Raw genomic sequence first — 14,570 nt, 5'->3', positions numbered from 1 at the left:
AAGCGAATAAGCGATCGTGAATGATCAATTCGCTATGCTTGTGAATGATAATTTCATCCGGAATGAATTATACAAAAAGCCTTCTTCGGAAGGCTTTTTTGTGATCATATATAACATATATAAGTTGTAAAGGTCAGGATATTTTATCGATACAAAGATTAACTAATTAATATAGGAAATAAATTGACGAGCTTAGTGAATTGACCGTTTACTCTTAAATCCCCTCAATCCATCTCCTTTAATGTGATATTCTTTGATATCTTATAGGTCTTTTTCTTCTTATCAGGCTTCTCATCCTCTCCCAGTAATTTTCCCCAAGGCTGCAGCCCTTCAATTTTTTCAAATATAATTTTAAGGATGGCAATAGCCGGAATGCACAGAAACATTCCTGCAATTCCCCAGAGATGTTCGCCGACAAGAATTCCCAGAAATGAAAACAAAGCATTGATTTTTACCTTAGAGCCCACTACGAATGGCAGGATAATGTTTCCGTCAATGATATGCACCACGATATAGCCGATAACTACGTAGATACATGTGGAAGGTGTTCCTGTAGCAAAAGCAATAAAGCACGAAATAAACAGCGAAATAAAAATACCCAGATAAGGGATTACATTCAGTAATCCGGTGAGAACCGCCAGGAGGATCGCATATTTTACTCCTATGATAGAAAGTGCGATTCCTGTTAAAGTTGAAACAATGATGATCTGAAGGCATAATCCAATGATATATTTCTTTGTCATGATCCGGATTTCCGTAACGGCTTCCTGTACACTGGCTTTGTGTTTCTCGTTAAAGACCGTCAGAATGAAATTGTTCAATACCCTTCTGTAGTTCAGGATAAAGATGAAAAACAGGATGAAGAACAGGATAAAGCCTATGCCGGTAGAGAATATCCCAAACGTAAATCCTAAAATAACGCCTGAAGAGGACAACAACTTGCTCAATCCCTGGTCAATATAATCCAGCTGTTCCTTGATTTTTACATGGAATGTCTTTGAAACCCAACGCTGAAGATCATTGAATACGGTGTTGAATTGCATGCGTAAGCGCGGAAGGTCTTTGCTGAAACTGGAAAGCTGTGACCCGAAAAAATAAATCAGTCCCGTAAGGATAATCAGCATCAATAAAACAGCCGCCATCGTTGATAAAGATCTTGGGAGCCTTAATCTTTTTTCCAAAAAGGTTGCCAGAGGCAGAAAAAGCATGGCCATAAGAAAAGCAAGGAAAAATGGAGCGATGATGCTCTGCCCTAAAGCCAAAAGGTATCCAAGGCCTATAATGGAGATGACAACAAGCGTAAGCTTGAGGAGAAAAGGAAGTTTAAAATAATTCATATCCGATTGTGATTTTGCTACATAAAAATAAGAAAAACCTCATCATATACAGATGAGGTTTTAAAAAAAATATCGTTAAAATGATCATTATTGTAATAAATTACACAATACAGGGTCTTTAACCCTATTATCATCATTGATCAAAGTGAAATTTGATCACCCAATTACTGCTCAATGGCAATTTCAATTACTTCTTCCATCCGGCTTACGTAATGGACTTTCAGGTTTCTAAGGTAATCTTTTTTAATTTCTTCCACATCTTTCCTGTTGGCATCGCACAGAATCACGTCCTGTATTCCCGCCCTTGTAGCAGCCAGAAGCTTTTCTTTAATTCCGCCTACGGGAAGTACTTTACCTCTCAGCGTAATCTCACCGGTCATGGCCAGATGTGGTTTTACCTTTTTATTTTTATAAGAAGAAACCATAGAGGTCAGCATGGCAATTCCTGCAGAAGGGCCATCTTTTGGAGTGGCACCTTCAGGAACGTGTACGTGGATGTTTGTCTTATCCAGGTCATCTTGTGGGATGCCCAGGTCTTCATGCCTTGCCTTAATGTATTCAAGCGCAATCGTGGCAGATTCCTTCATTACGGTTCCAAGATTCCCGGTCATGGTAAGATTTCCCTTTCCGTTGCTCAGGATACTCTCGATATATAAGATATCACCGCCTACACTTGTCCAGGCAAGTCCGGTAACGACACCGGGAACACCCGTGATTTCCGACAGGCTTTTCGGTCGGGGAACACCCAGGATTCCGTCAATCTTATCAATTGAGATTTTAGGATTGTAATCCTTGAGGAGTGCAGTCTGCAGTGCTACCCAGCGTGCTATGGCAGCAATCCTTTTCTCCAGGGTTCTTACCCCGCTTTCTGAAGTGTGCGCTTCAATAATATGTTTCAGTTCATCGTAACCCAGCTTGAATGATTTAACATCAAGTCCGTTTTCCTGTTGCTGTTTCTTAATGAGGTGCCTTTTTGCAATTTCAATTTTCTCCTCTAGCGTATAACCGGCAATCTGTATGATTTCCATACGGTCGAGAAGCGGTGTCTGGATCGTAGACAATGAGTTGGCCGTAGCGATGAACATAACCTTAGACAGATCGTAGCCCATTTCCAGGAAATTGTCGTAGAATGATTTATTCTGTTCAGGGTCAAGGACTTCCAGTAATGCAGAGCTTGGATCGCCGTGAATTCCCTGCCCGACTTTGTCAATTTCATCCAGGACAATAACCGGATTGGAAGTCCCGGCTTTCTTAATCGACTGTAAAATCCTGCCGGCCATTGCTCCGATATAGGTTTTTCTGTGCCCGCGGATTTCACTTTCATCATGGAGGCCGCCTAAGGAAAGACGGACATATTTTCTCCCTAAAGCATCTGCAACAGATTTCCCTAAAGATGTTTTTCCTACTCCCGGAGGCCCGGATAACAGAAGGATAGGAGATTTCATGTTATTTTTAAGCTTCAGCACGGCCATGTGCTCAAGGATTCTTTTTTTGATGTCTTCAAGTCCGAAGTGGGCTTTATCCAGCACCTTTTCCGCTTTGGCAATGTCAAAAAGGTCTTTCGTATACGTTTCCCACGGAAGGTCGGTGAAAAAATCAAGGTAATTCCGCTGGACATTATAATCCGGCGAATTGGGATTCTGGCGCTGAAGGCGGGCAATCTCTTTCTGGAAATGTTCTTCCACTTCCGGAGACCAGGTTTTGGCTCTGGCTTTTTTTACCAGCTCTTCCGCATCGTTTTCAGGTCCGCCGCCCAGTTCTTCCTGGATGGTGCGGATCTGCTGGTTAAGGAAATACTCCCTCTGCTGTTTATCAAGATCTTTGGAAGTCTTCTGATGGATCTGGTTTCTCAGCTCCAGTTTCCTGAAATCTTCATGCATCATTTCATAGGACTTTTTAGCCCTTTCCATGAGGTTTTTCTCCTCCAGCAGTTTCTGTTTCTCAGATGACGGGAAATTGGAATTAGTACAGATGAAATTAAGCAGATCATCATTATTATTGATATTCTTGATCGCAAAATTGGCCGCATTCGGAATGTTTGGATCAAGTTCTATGATCTTTAATGCGAGATCTTTGATATTTTCGAGCAATGCGTCGTACTGCTCTGTATTTTTAGCCTTTGTATCTTTCAGACGTGTAATTTCAGCTTTAAAATAAGGCTGTTTCTCAACCATTTTCCTGATTTTGAAACGGTAAAACCCTTTTGTAATAGCCGTAATATTCCCTTCGGGAAGCTTGATGATCTTAATGATCTTTGCCATTGTGCCCACCTGAAAAATGTCTTTTTCATGTGGCTGTTCCACATCCGAATTTTTCTGGCTTACAATACCGATCAGGCTACCGCTTGTCTGAGCCTCTTCCAGCAGCTGTATTGAATTTTTTCTTCCGGCCGTAATGGGAATGACCACATTGGGGAACATCACCATGTTTCTTACCGGCAGGATGGGGAATATTTTTTGTTCGGAGTCCTGATCCGTTTCCGAAAAATCGGAAAGATTGATTTCTTCTGCTACAATATCAAATCCGTCATTGATCATTTCTTCTAAACTTATATCTTCAAATTCTGTCATAGGTTATTGAATGACAAATTGTCATTTCCATTTTTAAATCGTTAAGTACGGCGGCGGCAACATCCCTGAAAAACACATCATATGCCGTTGGGGATAAGAACGCACAAGACTTATGCCATTTGTTTTTTCGTGGAAATTACGGCCAAAATTTCCTTTTTTGCATTATTTGGATTTTAAAAATTAAAAAAAGGTTTCAGATTTCTGTAATTTCTTAAAAATGTGTATTTTCGCAAACTGATAAAAAACTATAATTTATATAATGGCAATTTTAGGACAGATTAGGAACAGACCTTGGCTTTTGATGGGAGTAATTGCACTGGCGCTTTTAGCGTTCCTGGTGAACCCGGACAGCATCGATAAGGTTTTTGGTAAAAATCCTGATGTTTTAGGAAAAGTAAATGGCGATAAGATCACCCGCGAAGAGTTTAATGATCAGCTTTTCGTGCTTCAGCAGCAGGCAGAACAACAGGGCCAGCCTAAGAACGGTCTTGAAGAGCAGGCGTGGCAATTGCTGGTGCAGTCTAAGCTTATCAAGCAGCAGTTTGAGAAGTTGGGCTTTGAAATGACAGACGATTATTTCTGGAACCAGATCCAGTATGATCAGATGTTTGCTCAGAACAAGCAGCTGTTTGATGAAAAAGGAAACTTTAAGACGCAGGAGCTTAAAAAACAGATCGAGGACATCAAGGCAACGAATCCAGAGGCATACAACCAGTGGCTGAAAACCAGAAAGTCTATTGAATACAGGCTGATGGCAAGACAGGTATTTGCCAATGTTTCCACAGGGATCACCACCGGAAAAAAAGAAGCTGAAGAGCTGATGAAAGAAAGAGATCAGCTGGCAGATATCGACTTTGTAAAAATCGATTATGCTACTTATCTTCAGAAAAACAATATCAAAGTAACTACAGCAGATCTTGCAGACTACATCAAGCAACATCCTGTAATGTTCAAAACAGAAGCCAGCAGAAATCTTGGGATCGTTTATTTCCCTTCTAAGCCAAGTGCGGCAGATGACGCAGCAGCTCAGAAGGAAATTACCAAATTGTTCTCAGGAGGTACAGATGCGAGCGGTGGTAAGGAGAATTTCCAGAATACGACGAATGATTCACTGTTTGTAATGGCCAATTCAGATATGCCGTTTACTAACCAGTATTTTAAGCCTGATCAACTGCCTCAGACAATCCAGGGGCCTATCACCACGGCAGCTATCGGCCAGACTTTCGGTCCTTACAAAGAGCAGAATTTCTATGTGGTGTCCAAGCTTATCGATAAGAAAACTTCAGACTCCACTTTATCCAGACATATCCTGATTGCCTTCAAAGGAAGTCCTGCAGGAGAGGGAGTGACCAGAACCAAAGAACAGGCTAAAAAATTAGCGGATTCTATCGGGGCAATCGTAAAGGCTAACCCTGCCAGGTTCACGGAATTCCTTAAATTATCCAGTGACCCTAACTCTGCTGCGCAGGGAGGAAGCCTTGGATGGACAACTCCTGAAACACCTTTTGTGCCTGAATTCTTACATTATCTGGCGAACAACCCTAAAGGAGCAACAGGTGTGGTAGAAACTCAGTACGGATATCATGTCATCAATATCGAAGATAAAAAACCGGGCGCTATGGCCTATAAAGTAGCCAACCTGGTAAAAGCAGTGAAGCCTTCTGACGCTACAGAAGCTGATACCGATAAAAAAGCAAGAAGATTCATCCAGCAAGTGCAGGGCAAATCATTCAATGATTTCGTGAATATTGCTAAAAAAGGCAATTACCAGTTCTCCAATCCTAAATCTGCTAAAAGGTTTGACGGACAACTGCAAGGTTTAGGAACCGATAAAGATGCAGAAATTCTAGCCTGGGCATTTGATAAGAAAAGGTCTAAAGGAGATACCGAGTTCTTTACCGTAGATGGTACCGGAGATAAGATCGTGGTTTACCTGAACGGTATCCAGGAAAAAGGAACTGCAGATCCTGAGTCTGTAAGAGACCAGATCGAGGTAATTGTGAAAAACAAGCTGGCTGCAAAACAGATTTCTGAAAAGATCAATGCAGCTAAAGCTTCAAACCTGGATCAGATTGCCAAATTGTTCTCTGTAACAAAACAATCTGCTCAGGTAAATCTTCTGAACCCTTCAGTGGCAGGAGCTATGGAACCTAAAGTGGCAGGAGCTGCCTTCGGTGTTGCGAAAGGAAAACTTTCCAAGCCGGTTGAAGGAGGAACAGGGGTTTATGTTGTTCTTAAAAAGAATGAGACTGTAAACAAGCAGCCGGGAGACCTGAAGCAGTTTACGGAAACCATTACACAGAGAAATGCAGGAATGTTTGGACAGGCTTGGTTAAAGAGTCTTCAGGACAATGCTGATATCAAAGATTACAGAATCGAAATCTGGAATAAACTGGGTTCTCAGCAACAATAAAAATAAATTTACATACCTATAGAAAAGTGGCAGAATTTTTGCCACTTTTTTTGTGGTTTAACACAGGGCAATACAGAAAAACATTAATTTAAAATGTGCTATATTTGCTCATAAGAAAAATTTAGCAAGTGAAGTTCAGTAAAGAATTAAAGGCAGGTTTAATTACGCTCTTAGCCATTGTTGGCTTTGTCGTATTATTTCAGTTTATGAAGGGCAGGAGCCTTTTTACTACCGACAATATATTTTACGCAAAATACAATAATGTGGAAGGGCTGGCGCAGTCTTCGCCCGTTTCAATCAATGGTCTTAAAGTGGGTCAGGTGGATAAGATCATTCCTCAGACTTCCAAAGACGGTAAAATTGATTTTATCGTAAAAATTACCATTGACAATAATTTTGAATTCTCAAAAAATTCTACTCTTGAAATCTTTGAACCGGGTTTGATGTCCGGAAAAGAAATGAGAGTTAATCTCGCTTATGGAGGCGCAACGGCAAAAGATGGCGACACGCTCAGAGGTGCATTCAAACTGGGAACGCTGGGAAGCCTTTCTTCTCAGGTAGGACCGGTAAAAGATCAGCTCCAGACCGTGCTGTACCGTGTAGATTCTCTTATGTCCAGTGCCAACCAGGTTGTGAATGCCCAAAACAGGGAGGAAATCAGGTTATTGCTGGCTAACCTTAACAAAACAGTAGCTGCACTGCAAACGACCGCCGGAAGTATCAACTCGTTGGTCGGGCACAATGATCCTAAACTGCAAAAGGTTCTGGATGATGCGAGCCTTACCATGCAAAGCGGAAAAGTTACTTTGGATAAGTACGGTACCTTAGCAGAAAGCATCGATACCCAAAAGCTGAATGCTACCATTGCCGATCTTGATACCACAGTAGGAAAACTGAACCAGGTAATTACAGGTATCGATAACGGACAGGGAAGTTTAGGTAAAATCATGAAAGATGACCAGCTGTACAATAATCTGAATGCGGCTTCCAATAATCTGAATCTGCTCATTGAGGACCTGAAAGCGAATCCGAAAAAATATGTAAACTTCTCGGTATTCGGGAAGAACAGTAAATAAACGAATAGGTAACCATGCAGTATATTGATAATATTGTTTTCCTCATTTTGCTGGTAGCAGGCTTTGGATTGTTTGCCAAAAGTTTGCAGAAAATATACAGGAACATTACGTTAGGAAGGGCCATCAATCGCAGCGACAGAAAAGACGAGCGTTGGGCTACCATGGCGCGGGTTGCCATGGGACAGAGCAAGATGGTTAAACGTCCTGTTGCCGGTGTCCTGCACCTGTTTGTTTATGTTGGATTTATTATCATTAATTTTGAACTGATTGAAATCGTTGTAGACGGACTTTTCGGGACCCATAGGTTCCTCGCGTCTATAATGGGTCACAATGTATATAATTTCTTTACAGCAACTTTAGAGATTCTGGCACTGCTTGTAGTTATAGGAGTGGTTATCTTTTTCATCCGCAGGAATTTCTACGGAGTAAAAAAGGCTGAACATGAAAGAACTCTTCGGATGGCCGAAACAGGATGCCAACTGGATTCTAATCATTGAATTTGCTTTAATGGTGGCTTTCTTTACCATGAACACCTCAGATTGGGTTTTGCAGCAACGAGGGTTACTGGCAGAACATGGAAGTTTCCCGGTTAGTGCTAATATTTTTGCACCTATTTTCAGCAATTTCGGAGACCGCTTTTTATTCTTTTCAGAAAGAGCGGCATGGTGGTTCCATTTTGTCGGGATCCTTTTCTTTATGAATTATCTGTATTATTCAAAACATCTTCATATCATCCTGGCTTTTCCAAGCACATGGTATGCTAACCTGGAGAAAAAAGGGAAATTCAATAATCTTGAATCCGTAACGAAAGAAATAAAACTGATGATGGACCCGAATGCTGATCCATACGCCGCACCTGCGGAAGGAGATGAAGCGGCGGCACCATCAAAGTTTGGGGCAGAAGATGTATTTGATCTTAACCAGGTCCAGTTACTCAATGCCTATTCCTGTACAGAATGCGGAAGATGCACCTCGGTTTGTCCGGCCAACATTACCGGCAAAAAATTATCTCCGAGATTAATCCTCATGAAGACCAGGGACCGCCTGGAAGAAGTAGGTAAGAATATAGATGCAAACGGCAAATTTGTAGACGACGGGAAGAAGTTGCTTAATGACTATATTACCAAAGAGGAACTTTGGGCCTGCACTACCTGCAATGCCTGTACGGAAGCCTGTCCTGTATTGCTGGATCCGCTTTCCATTATCTTTGATATGAGAAGGTTCCTGGTGATGGAGCAGTCTGCGGCACCACAGGAGCTTAACCTGATGATGGCCAACGTAGAAAATAACGCCGCACCATGGCAGTATAATCAGGCAGACCGTCTGAACTGGGCAAAGGATTAAGAATCAATTACGAAATCTGAAAATTTGAAAATTAATCACTTGTATTTTCAAATTTTCAAATTCATACATTTTCAAATTGAGAAAAAAAATGGATTTCAATATAAAAACAATGGCAGAATATGCTGCCGAAGGGAAGTCACCGGAAGTTTTGTTCTGGGTGGGATGCGCAGGAAGTTTTGATGACCGTGCCAAAAAGATTACCCGTGCATTTTGCAAGATCCTGAATAAAATCGGGGTTGAATTCGGGGTACTCGGGCAGGAAGAAAGCTGTACAGGAGATCCTGCCAAGAGAGCCGGTAACGAATTTGTATTCCAGATGATGGCGCTTACCAATATTGAGGTACTGAATGCCTACGAAATCAAAAAGATTGTTACGGCATGCCCGCACTGTTTTAATACCCTTAAGAATGAATACCCGAGCTTGGGCGGACATTATGAAGTTCTTCACCATACCCAGTTCCTGAAAAATCTTATGGAAGAGGGAAGGCTGAAGATTGAAGGCGGATCTTTCAAAGGTAAAAAAATCACATTCCATGATCCTTGTTACCTTGGCCGTGCCAATAACGAATATGAAGCTCCCAGGATGCTTCTTGAAAAATTGGATGCCGAATTGGTAGAAATGAAGCGTTGCCGAAGCAACGGACTTTGCTGCGGAGCCGGAGGAGCACAGATGTTTAAGGAGCCTGAAAAAGGCAGCAAAGACATCAATATCGAAAGAACTGAAGAAGCACTGTCGTTCGAGCCGAAAGTGATTGCTACCGGATGCCCGTTTTGCAATACCATGCTTACCGATGGAGTGAAACACTTTAACAAAAATACGGAAGTAGCCGTAAAAGATATTGTAGAACTTCTGGCTGAAGCAGAAGATTTATAAGATTTGATTAAATAACGTACAGAATGAATGAGAACCCGGAATTTCCCGGGTTCTTTTTCTTTTGTCATGAATAATTCATAAATTTATACTTTAAAATATTGGAAATGAAAATTGAAGAATCCAGCATTGTAGAAACCAACGACTACAGAATCATCATATATCCTGCATCCAGGCCTTTCAGCACCAAAGAAGCCAAAACCATTACGGAGAAACTGTTTGATTTCCTGGCCACCTGGGCTGCTCACGGGAAACCGCTGAGTTCCTCTTTTAAAATAGAGAAGAACCAGTTTATTGTCATCTGTGTAGATGAAGAAAAAGAACTGGCTTCAGGCTGCAGCATAGACGCCTTGGGAAAACTAATGAGGGAAATTGACGGTGAGTACCAACTGGGACTTTTTGACCGTATGAAAGCAAGCTACGTAGAAAACGGAGAGGTGAAAACTTTGAAACTACAGGATTTTAAATCTAAAATAAGAAGCGGGGAGATTTCCAGGAATATTGAAGTTTTTGATTTTTCAAAAAATACCTATCTGGAATTCCTGAGTAATTTTTTACTGCCTTTTGATAAAAGCTGGGCTGCTTCGATACAATAAAGATCATCATCAGTATAAAATAAAAAAGTGGAAGGAGTTCCACTTTTTTCGTTTTAGTATATTTGCATGGAATCTGACCGCTTACCCTGCTTTGATAAGATTAACACATGCCCAGAATACTTTTTTTAACCACAGCCCACCGGTACAATGACGACCGGATTTTATACCACCAGGCAAAAGAACTGAAAAGCAGGGGATATGATGTGAAAATCTGTAGCCTCAGTTCGGAATATCAGGGCTGTATTGACGGAATTGAAATTGAATCCTATCCGGTGCTGGATCAAAGCTCAGATGAAAAAACCAGGCTATTTAAGGAGGTCTGCAATACTTTTCGTCCGGATTGCATCATCGGATCAGAGCCTCTCGCGATTATTGCGGTTAAAGAGTATCGGAAAAGGCATAGAACCAGCCTCATTTATGATATTACCGAGTGGTACCCGTCAATGAGAATGGTCCGGGAATATTCTTTTTTCCTGAAGATATTTCATACGCTTAAATTCCTGATGATCCAGCTGTATGCCGGGTATCTCAGCACGCATTTTATATTTGGTGAAAAAACCAAACGGTTTCCTCTGGCTTACTGCTTTCCGTTTAAAAAAAGCATTATTCTTCCTTATTTCCCGGACGACCAATATATTTATACAAGTATCAGGCAACCTGAAGCCGGTAAAATAAAGCTGTGTTACACGGGGCAGATCTCAGAAGAAAAGGGAATAGGGAACTTTTTTAATGCGGTTGACCGCCTTCGGAAGCTTAGGCCCGGGCTGCAGATCTCCATACTGATCATTGGCGGTGCCCGGACAGAAAAAGATCAGGCCTATTTTGAAACTCTCCTCAAGAAATACCAATGGCAAGACATCAGCATCCGCAAGCCGGCCTCTTTTGAGACTTTTACCGAAGCATATTCGGAAGCGGATATCTGCTTTGATCTCAGGGAGATCAATTTTGAAAACCATCATTGTCTTCCAATCAAGATATTCTATTATGCTGCTTCCGGCAAACCGGTGATCTACAGTGATCTTAAGGCAACACGGCGGTTTGTGGATATTTCAAGGTTCGGATTTCTGGTTGATCCTGAAGATGCGGATGCTATAGCTGAAAAAATCATAACTTATATAGATAACCCGACACTTTATAAGGCGCATGCGCATGGGGCAAGAGCTGTATTTGAAGAACAGTACAACTGGGCTACCATTAAAAATTCATTTGTGGATTTCGTAAAACAATCAATGCTCAAATGAAACATGCAACCCTCCTGAAAACGTTTGTTTCCCGCTTCTTAATTCTGATACTGAATTTTGGGCTGGTGGTCTATTCCACGAATGTTTGGGGCAGTGAAGGAAAAGGGGTGATCTCTATTGTCATTGCCGACTTAACGGTGATCAGTTTTTTTGCGAGTATTTTCGTAGGCAGCAGCATCACTTATTTTGCGCCCAAGTACAAAACGGAAGAGATCCTGCTGTATGCCTATGCCTGGTCTTTGCTGATTGGGATTACCATGCCGCTGCTGTTCGCCTTTACGAAAAATACCGTGCATTTAGGATATCTTACCGGCCTGTCAGTTTCGTCATCGCTGCTGGCGGCCAATGTCAATCTGTTTGTAGGTCAGAAGAACATCAGGATGTTTAATGTATATACGATCCTGCAACAGGCGGTTCATATTGCTTTTATTGCTCTCCTTGTGTATGGGATTGGCTTCACTTCGGTTTCTGCTTATTTTTTAGCCCAGATCGTCTGCTACAGCGTGCTGTTCTTTGCCAGTCTCTATCAAATCATGAAGGGCAGGCCACTGCCAAAATTTTCTGTCTCCGGTCCTGTATTGAATTCTTTGTTCAATTATGGCTGGAAAACACAACTGAGCGCTTTTTTTCAGTTCCTGAATAACCGGTTGTCCTTTTATTTCTTGGAATATTTCCGGGGCATGATGAGTGTAGGCGTATTTTCTGTCGGCGTAGCGTTTTCAGAGGCTATATGGACGGTCAGCAGGAGCCTTTCGGTGATCTTATACGCTGATGTGGTTAACAGTAGCAATTCGGATACGGCTATCCAGAAGGCTAAAGTGTCGATGAGAATCAGTTTCCTGGTCACTTTATTGTTTATCACCATCATTCTTTTGGTTCCGTCTCATTGGTACGCCCTGATCTTCGGAAAAGATTTTTCACAGGTCAAGAAAATTACGCTGCTGCTGGCTCCAGGTATTATGGCTATTGCAGTCAGCAATATCATCGGATACTATTTTGCCGGGATTAACAAATTGCGGATCTTAAATATGAAATCACTAATAGGGCTTATCTTTACTCTGGTTTCCTCTTTCATTATTATTCCGCGGTGGGGGATTGCGGGGGCCTGCATCATTACCTCTGTTTCCTACTGTCTTTCCTCATCTCTGCTGTTCTGGAGATTTTATCAGGAAACTCCATTTTACTTCAGCGATTTTATTCTTTCCAGGGCGGAAATACGGATATTAGTGAATAAATTCTTGAAGAAATAAAACTTAAGTTTTATCTTTGTTGGGATGAGAAACGTCTTCTTCGGTACAGCACTGGTCCTTTTCGCACTTCTGAGTTGCAGGAGTGACGAAGACTCTATCCAGAATATTGATCAGATCCTGGATATTTATATTAAAAACAGTGCAGGGCAGGATTTACTGAATGCCAAGAAAAACGGTTCTTTTTCTGGATATACAATGACCGACCTATTTGGGACCATAGATAATGCGCCGGTAAACAATACGCTTAAGGTAACTGCTGACTCCCTGTATTATATCGAGTATATTGCAGGAGCAAGACGGATCACGCTGGATTCGGTGAGTCCGGACAACAGGACCTATCACTCCAGAATTGCTCTGGCTTTAAGAAGGACACAGAATAATGTAACAGATACCATCAATGACACCCTTGAAATCCAGTATCGCTGGACTCCCTCAGTCTTTGAAGTCTCGAAAGTCTATTACAACAAAAACCTTAAATTTACCAAGCAGCCAGGATCTCCCAACGTGGTTACTATCATAAAATAAAGTACATTTGCAAATGATTAGCTCTAAAAAAGCTAATTTCTAATATTTAACATCTCAACACAATGTTACAGGTTAATTTTTTGCGCGACAATAAAGAACGCGTTTTAGAAGGTCTTAAAAAAAGACAATTCAAGAATCTTGAGTTGGTAGATGAAGCGATCGCTACTGACGATGAAAGAAAAAAAGTTCAGTTTGAACTGGATTCCCAGCTTTCCGAGATCAACAAGATCTCCAAAGAAATCGGTCTTTTAATGAAAGAAGGGAAAAAAGAAGAAGCTGAATCCGCGAAATCTAAAACCGCACAGTACAAAGAGTCGAGTAAAGAATTGCAGTCCCAGTTGGAGATCAAAGAACAGGCTTTACTGAATATCTTATATCAGATTCCTAATATTCCTTATGAGCTGGTGAAAAATGGGGCATCTGCCGATGATAATGAAATTATTTATCAGTCTCATGATGTTGAAGGATTGGGAGAAGGTGCCATTCCGCACTGGGAACTGGCCAAGAAATACAATCTCATCGATTTTGAGCTGGGGGTAAAAATTGCTGGCGCAGGATTTCCCGTATACCTCGGGAAAGGGGCCAGGTTGCAGCGGGCTCTTGTCCAGTATTTCCTCGATAAAAATATCGAAAAGGGATATATGGAGGTCAATCCGCCCCACGTAGTGAACGAAGCATCCGGATACGGAACAGGACAGCTGCCGGATAAGGAAGGGCAGATGTACCATATCGGTCAGGATGACCTTTACCTCATTCCTACAGCGGAAGTTCCGGTAACCAACCTCTATAGGGATGTATTGCTGGATGAAAAAGACCTTCCGATAAAAAATACGGCTTTTTCCCAGTGCTACAGACGGGAAGCGGGAAGCTACGGAGCCCATGTACGGGGACTGAACCGTCTTCACCAGTTTGAAAAGGTGGAGATTGTAAGGATCGAAAAGCCTGAAAATTCCTATGCTGTCCTTGAGGAAATGGTAGAACATATCAAGGAAATCCTGACAGACCTTGAGTTGCCTTACAGAGTGTTAAGGCTTTGCGGAGGCGATACAGGTTTTGCTTCTGCTATGACCTATGACTTTGAAGTCTGGAGTGCAGCCCAGGAGAAGTGGCTTGAAGTAAGCTCCGTTTCCAATTTTGAAACGTTCCAGGCCAATCGTCTGAAATGCCGGTACAAGGCCGACGGGAAATCTCAGCTGGTACATACCCTGAACGGCTCAGCTATGGCACTGCCAAGGATTATGGCCGCTTTGCTGGAAAACAATCAGACGGCAGAAGGCATCAGGCTTCCGAAAAAAGTCGCTGAATACGCGAGATTTGATTTGATCAGTTAAAAATATTCGTCAATTT

The 14,570-nt window shown here is 41.8% G+C and carries 10 protein-coding genes and 1 pseudogene; 9 read left to right on the top strand and 2 right to left on the bottom strand.

Translation table 11 applies throughout. The annotated features are described in order from the left end of the window. Window positions 1-224: 224 nt before the first annotated feature. Both QE404_RS15450 and lon read right to left on the bottom strand, forming a co-directional pair. Complete coding sequence (locus tag QE404_RS15450) at window positions 225-1,337, bottom strand: AI-2E family transporter (protein WP_307451957.1); 1,113 nt, start codon at window positions 1,335-1,337, stop codon at window positions 225-227. Window positions 1,338-1,501: 164 nt separating this feature from the next. Further along, window positions 1,502-3,907 (bottom strand): endopeptidase La, encoded by a 2,406-nt coding sequence (lon, locus tag QE404_RS15445; RefSeq protein WP_307451955.1) that lies wholly within the window; start codon window positions 3,905-3,907, stop codon window positions 1,502-1,504. 259 nt (window positions 3,908-4,166) lie between these two features. On the opposite strand from lon, the gene QE404_RS15440 reads away from it, so the two are divergent. From QE404_RS15440 to serS, 9 genes and pseudogenes are all read left to right on the top strand, one after another. After that, window positions 4,167-6,320, top strand: a complete 2,154-nt coding sequence (locus tag QE404_RS15440) for a SurA N-terminal domain-containing protein (protein WP_307451953.1) — start codon at window positions 4,167-4,169, stop codon at window positions 6,318-6,320. Window positions 6,321-6,448: 128 nt separating this feature from the next. Further along, on the top strand, window positions 6,449-7,396 hold the full coding sequence (locus QE404_RS15435) for an MlaD family protein (RefSeq protein WP_307451952.1): 948 nt from the start codon (window positions 6,449-6,451) through the stop codon (window positions 7,394-7,396). Window positions 7,397-7,410: 14 nt separating this feature from the next. After that, window positions 7,411-8,740 (top strand): annotated as a pseudogene (locus tag QE404_RS15430) (4Fe-4S dicluster domain-containing protein). Window positions 8,741-8,828: 88 nt separating this feature from the next. After that, window positions 8,829-9,614 (top strand): (Fe-S)-binding protein, encoded by a 786-nt coding sequence (locus QE404_RS15425; protein WP_307451948.1) that lies wholly within the window; start codon window positions 8,829-8,831, stop codon window positions 9,612-9,614. A gap of 104 nt (window positions 9,615-9,718) precedes the next feature. Further along, window positions 9,719-10,207, top strand: a complete 489-nt coding sequence (locus tag QE404_RS15420; RefSeq protein WP_307451946.1) for a hypothetical protein — start codon at window positions 9,719-9,721, stop codon at window positions 10,205-10,207. Between the two features lie 107 nt (window positions 10,208-10,314). Next, window positions 10,315-11,448, top strand: coding sequence for a glycosyltransferase (locus QE404_RS15415; RefSeq protein ID WP_307451944.1), 1,134 nt, complete (start codon window positions 10,315-10,317; stop codon window positions 11,446-11,448). Next, window positions 11,445-12,698, top strand: coding sequence for a polysaccharide biosynthesis C-terminal domain-containing protein (locus QE404_RS15410; RefSeq protein WP_307451942.1), 1,254 nt, complete (start codon window positions 11,445-11,447; stop codon window positions 12,696-12,698). The genes QE404_RS15415 and QE404_RS15410 overlap by 4 nt, the downstream gene beginning before the upstream one ends. Window positions 12,699-12,722: 24 nt before the next feature. Beyond that, a complete protein-coding gene (locus QE404_RS15405; RefSeq protein WP_307451940.1) occupies window positions 12,723-13,223 on the top strand; it encodes a hypothetical protein in 501 nt (166 codons plus the stop codon). 62 nt (window positions 13,224-13,285) lie between these two features. Continuing rightward, window positions 13,286-14,554 carry a serine--tRNA ligase gene (gene serS / locus QE404_RS15400; protein ID WP_307451938.1) on the top strand — a complete coding sequence of 423 codons (1,269 nt, stop codon included), beginning with the start codon at window positions 13,286-13,288 and terminating at the stop codon, window positions 14,552-14,554. Window positions 14,555-14,570: the final 16 nt, after the last annotated feature.

Source organism: Chryseobacterium camelliae, from assembly GCF_030818575.1.
Taxonomy (GTDB): domain Bacteria; phylum Bacteroidota; class Bacteroidia; order Flavobacteriales; family Weeksellaceae; genus Chryseobacterium; species Chryseobacterium camelliae_A.
Note: the sequence above shows the minus strand (reverse complement) of the source record. Positions and strands in the feature narration are given on the sequence as shown.

Coding starts and splice junctions, on each gene's coding strand:
- QE404_RS15420 (WP_307451946.1), top strand. CDS start 9,719: ATGAAAATTGAAGAATCCAGCATTGTAGAAACCAACGACTACAGAATC.
- QE404_RS15405 (WP_307451940.1), top strand. CDS start 12,723: ATGAGAAACGTCTTCTTCGGTACAGCACTGGTCCTTTTCGCACTTCTG.
- lon (WP_307451955.1), bottom strand. CDS start 3,907: ATGACAGAATTTGAAGATATAAGTTTAGAAGAAATGATCAATGACGGA.
- QE404_RS15410 (WP_307451942.1), top strand. CDS start 11,445: ATGAAACATGCAACCCTCCTGAAAACGTTTGTTTCCCGCTTCTTAATT.
- serS (WP_307451938.1), top strand. CDS start 13,286: ATGTTACAGGTTAATTTTTTGCGCGACAATAAAGAACGCGTTTTAGAA.
- QE404_RS15415 (WP_307451944.1), top strand. CDS start 10,315: ATGCCCAGAATACTTTTTTTAACCACAGCCCACCGGTACAATGACGAC.
- QE404_RS15425 (WP_307451948.1), top strand. CDS start 8,829: ATGGATTTCAATATAAAAACAATGGCAGAATATGCTGCCGAAGGGAAG.
- QE404_RS15450 (WP_307451957.1), bottom strand. CDS start 1,337: ATGAATTATTTTAAACTTCCTTTTCTCCTCAAGCTTACGCTTGTTGTC.
- QE404_RS15440 (WP_307451953.1), top strand. CDS start 4,167: ATGGCAATTTTAGGACAGATTAGGAACAGACCTTGGCTTTTGATGGGA.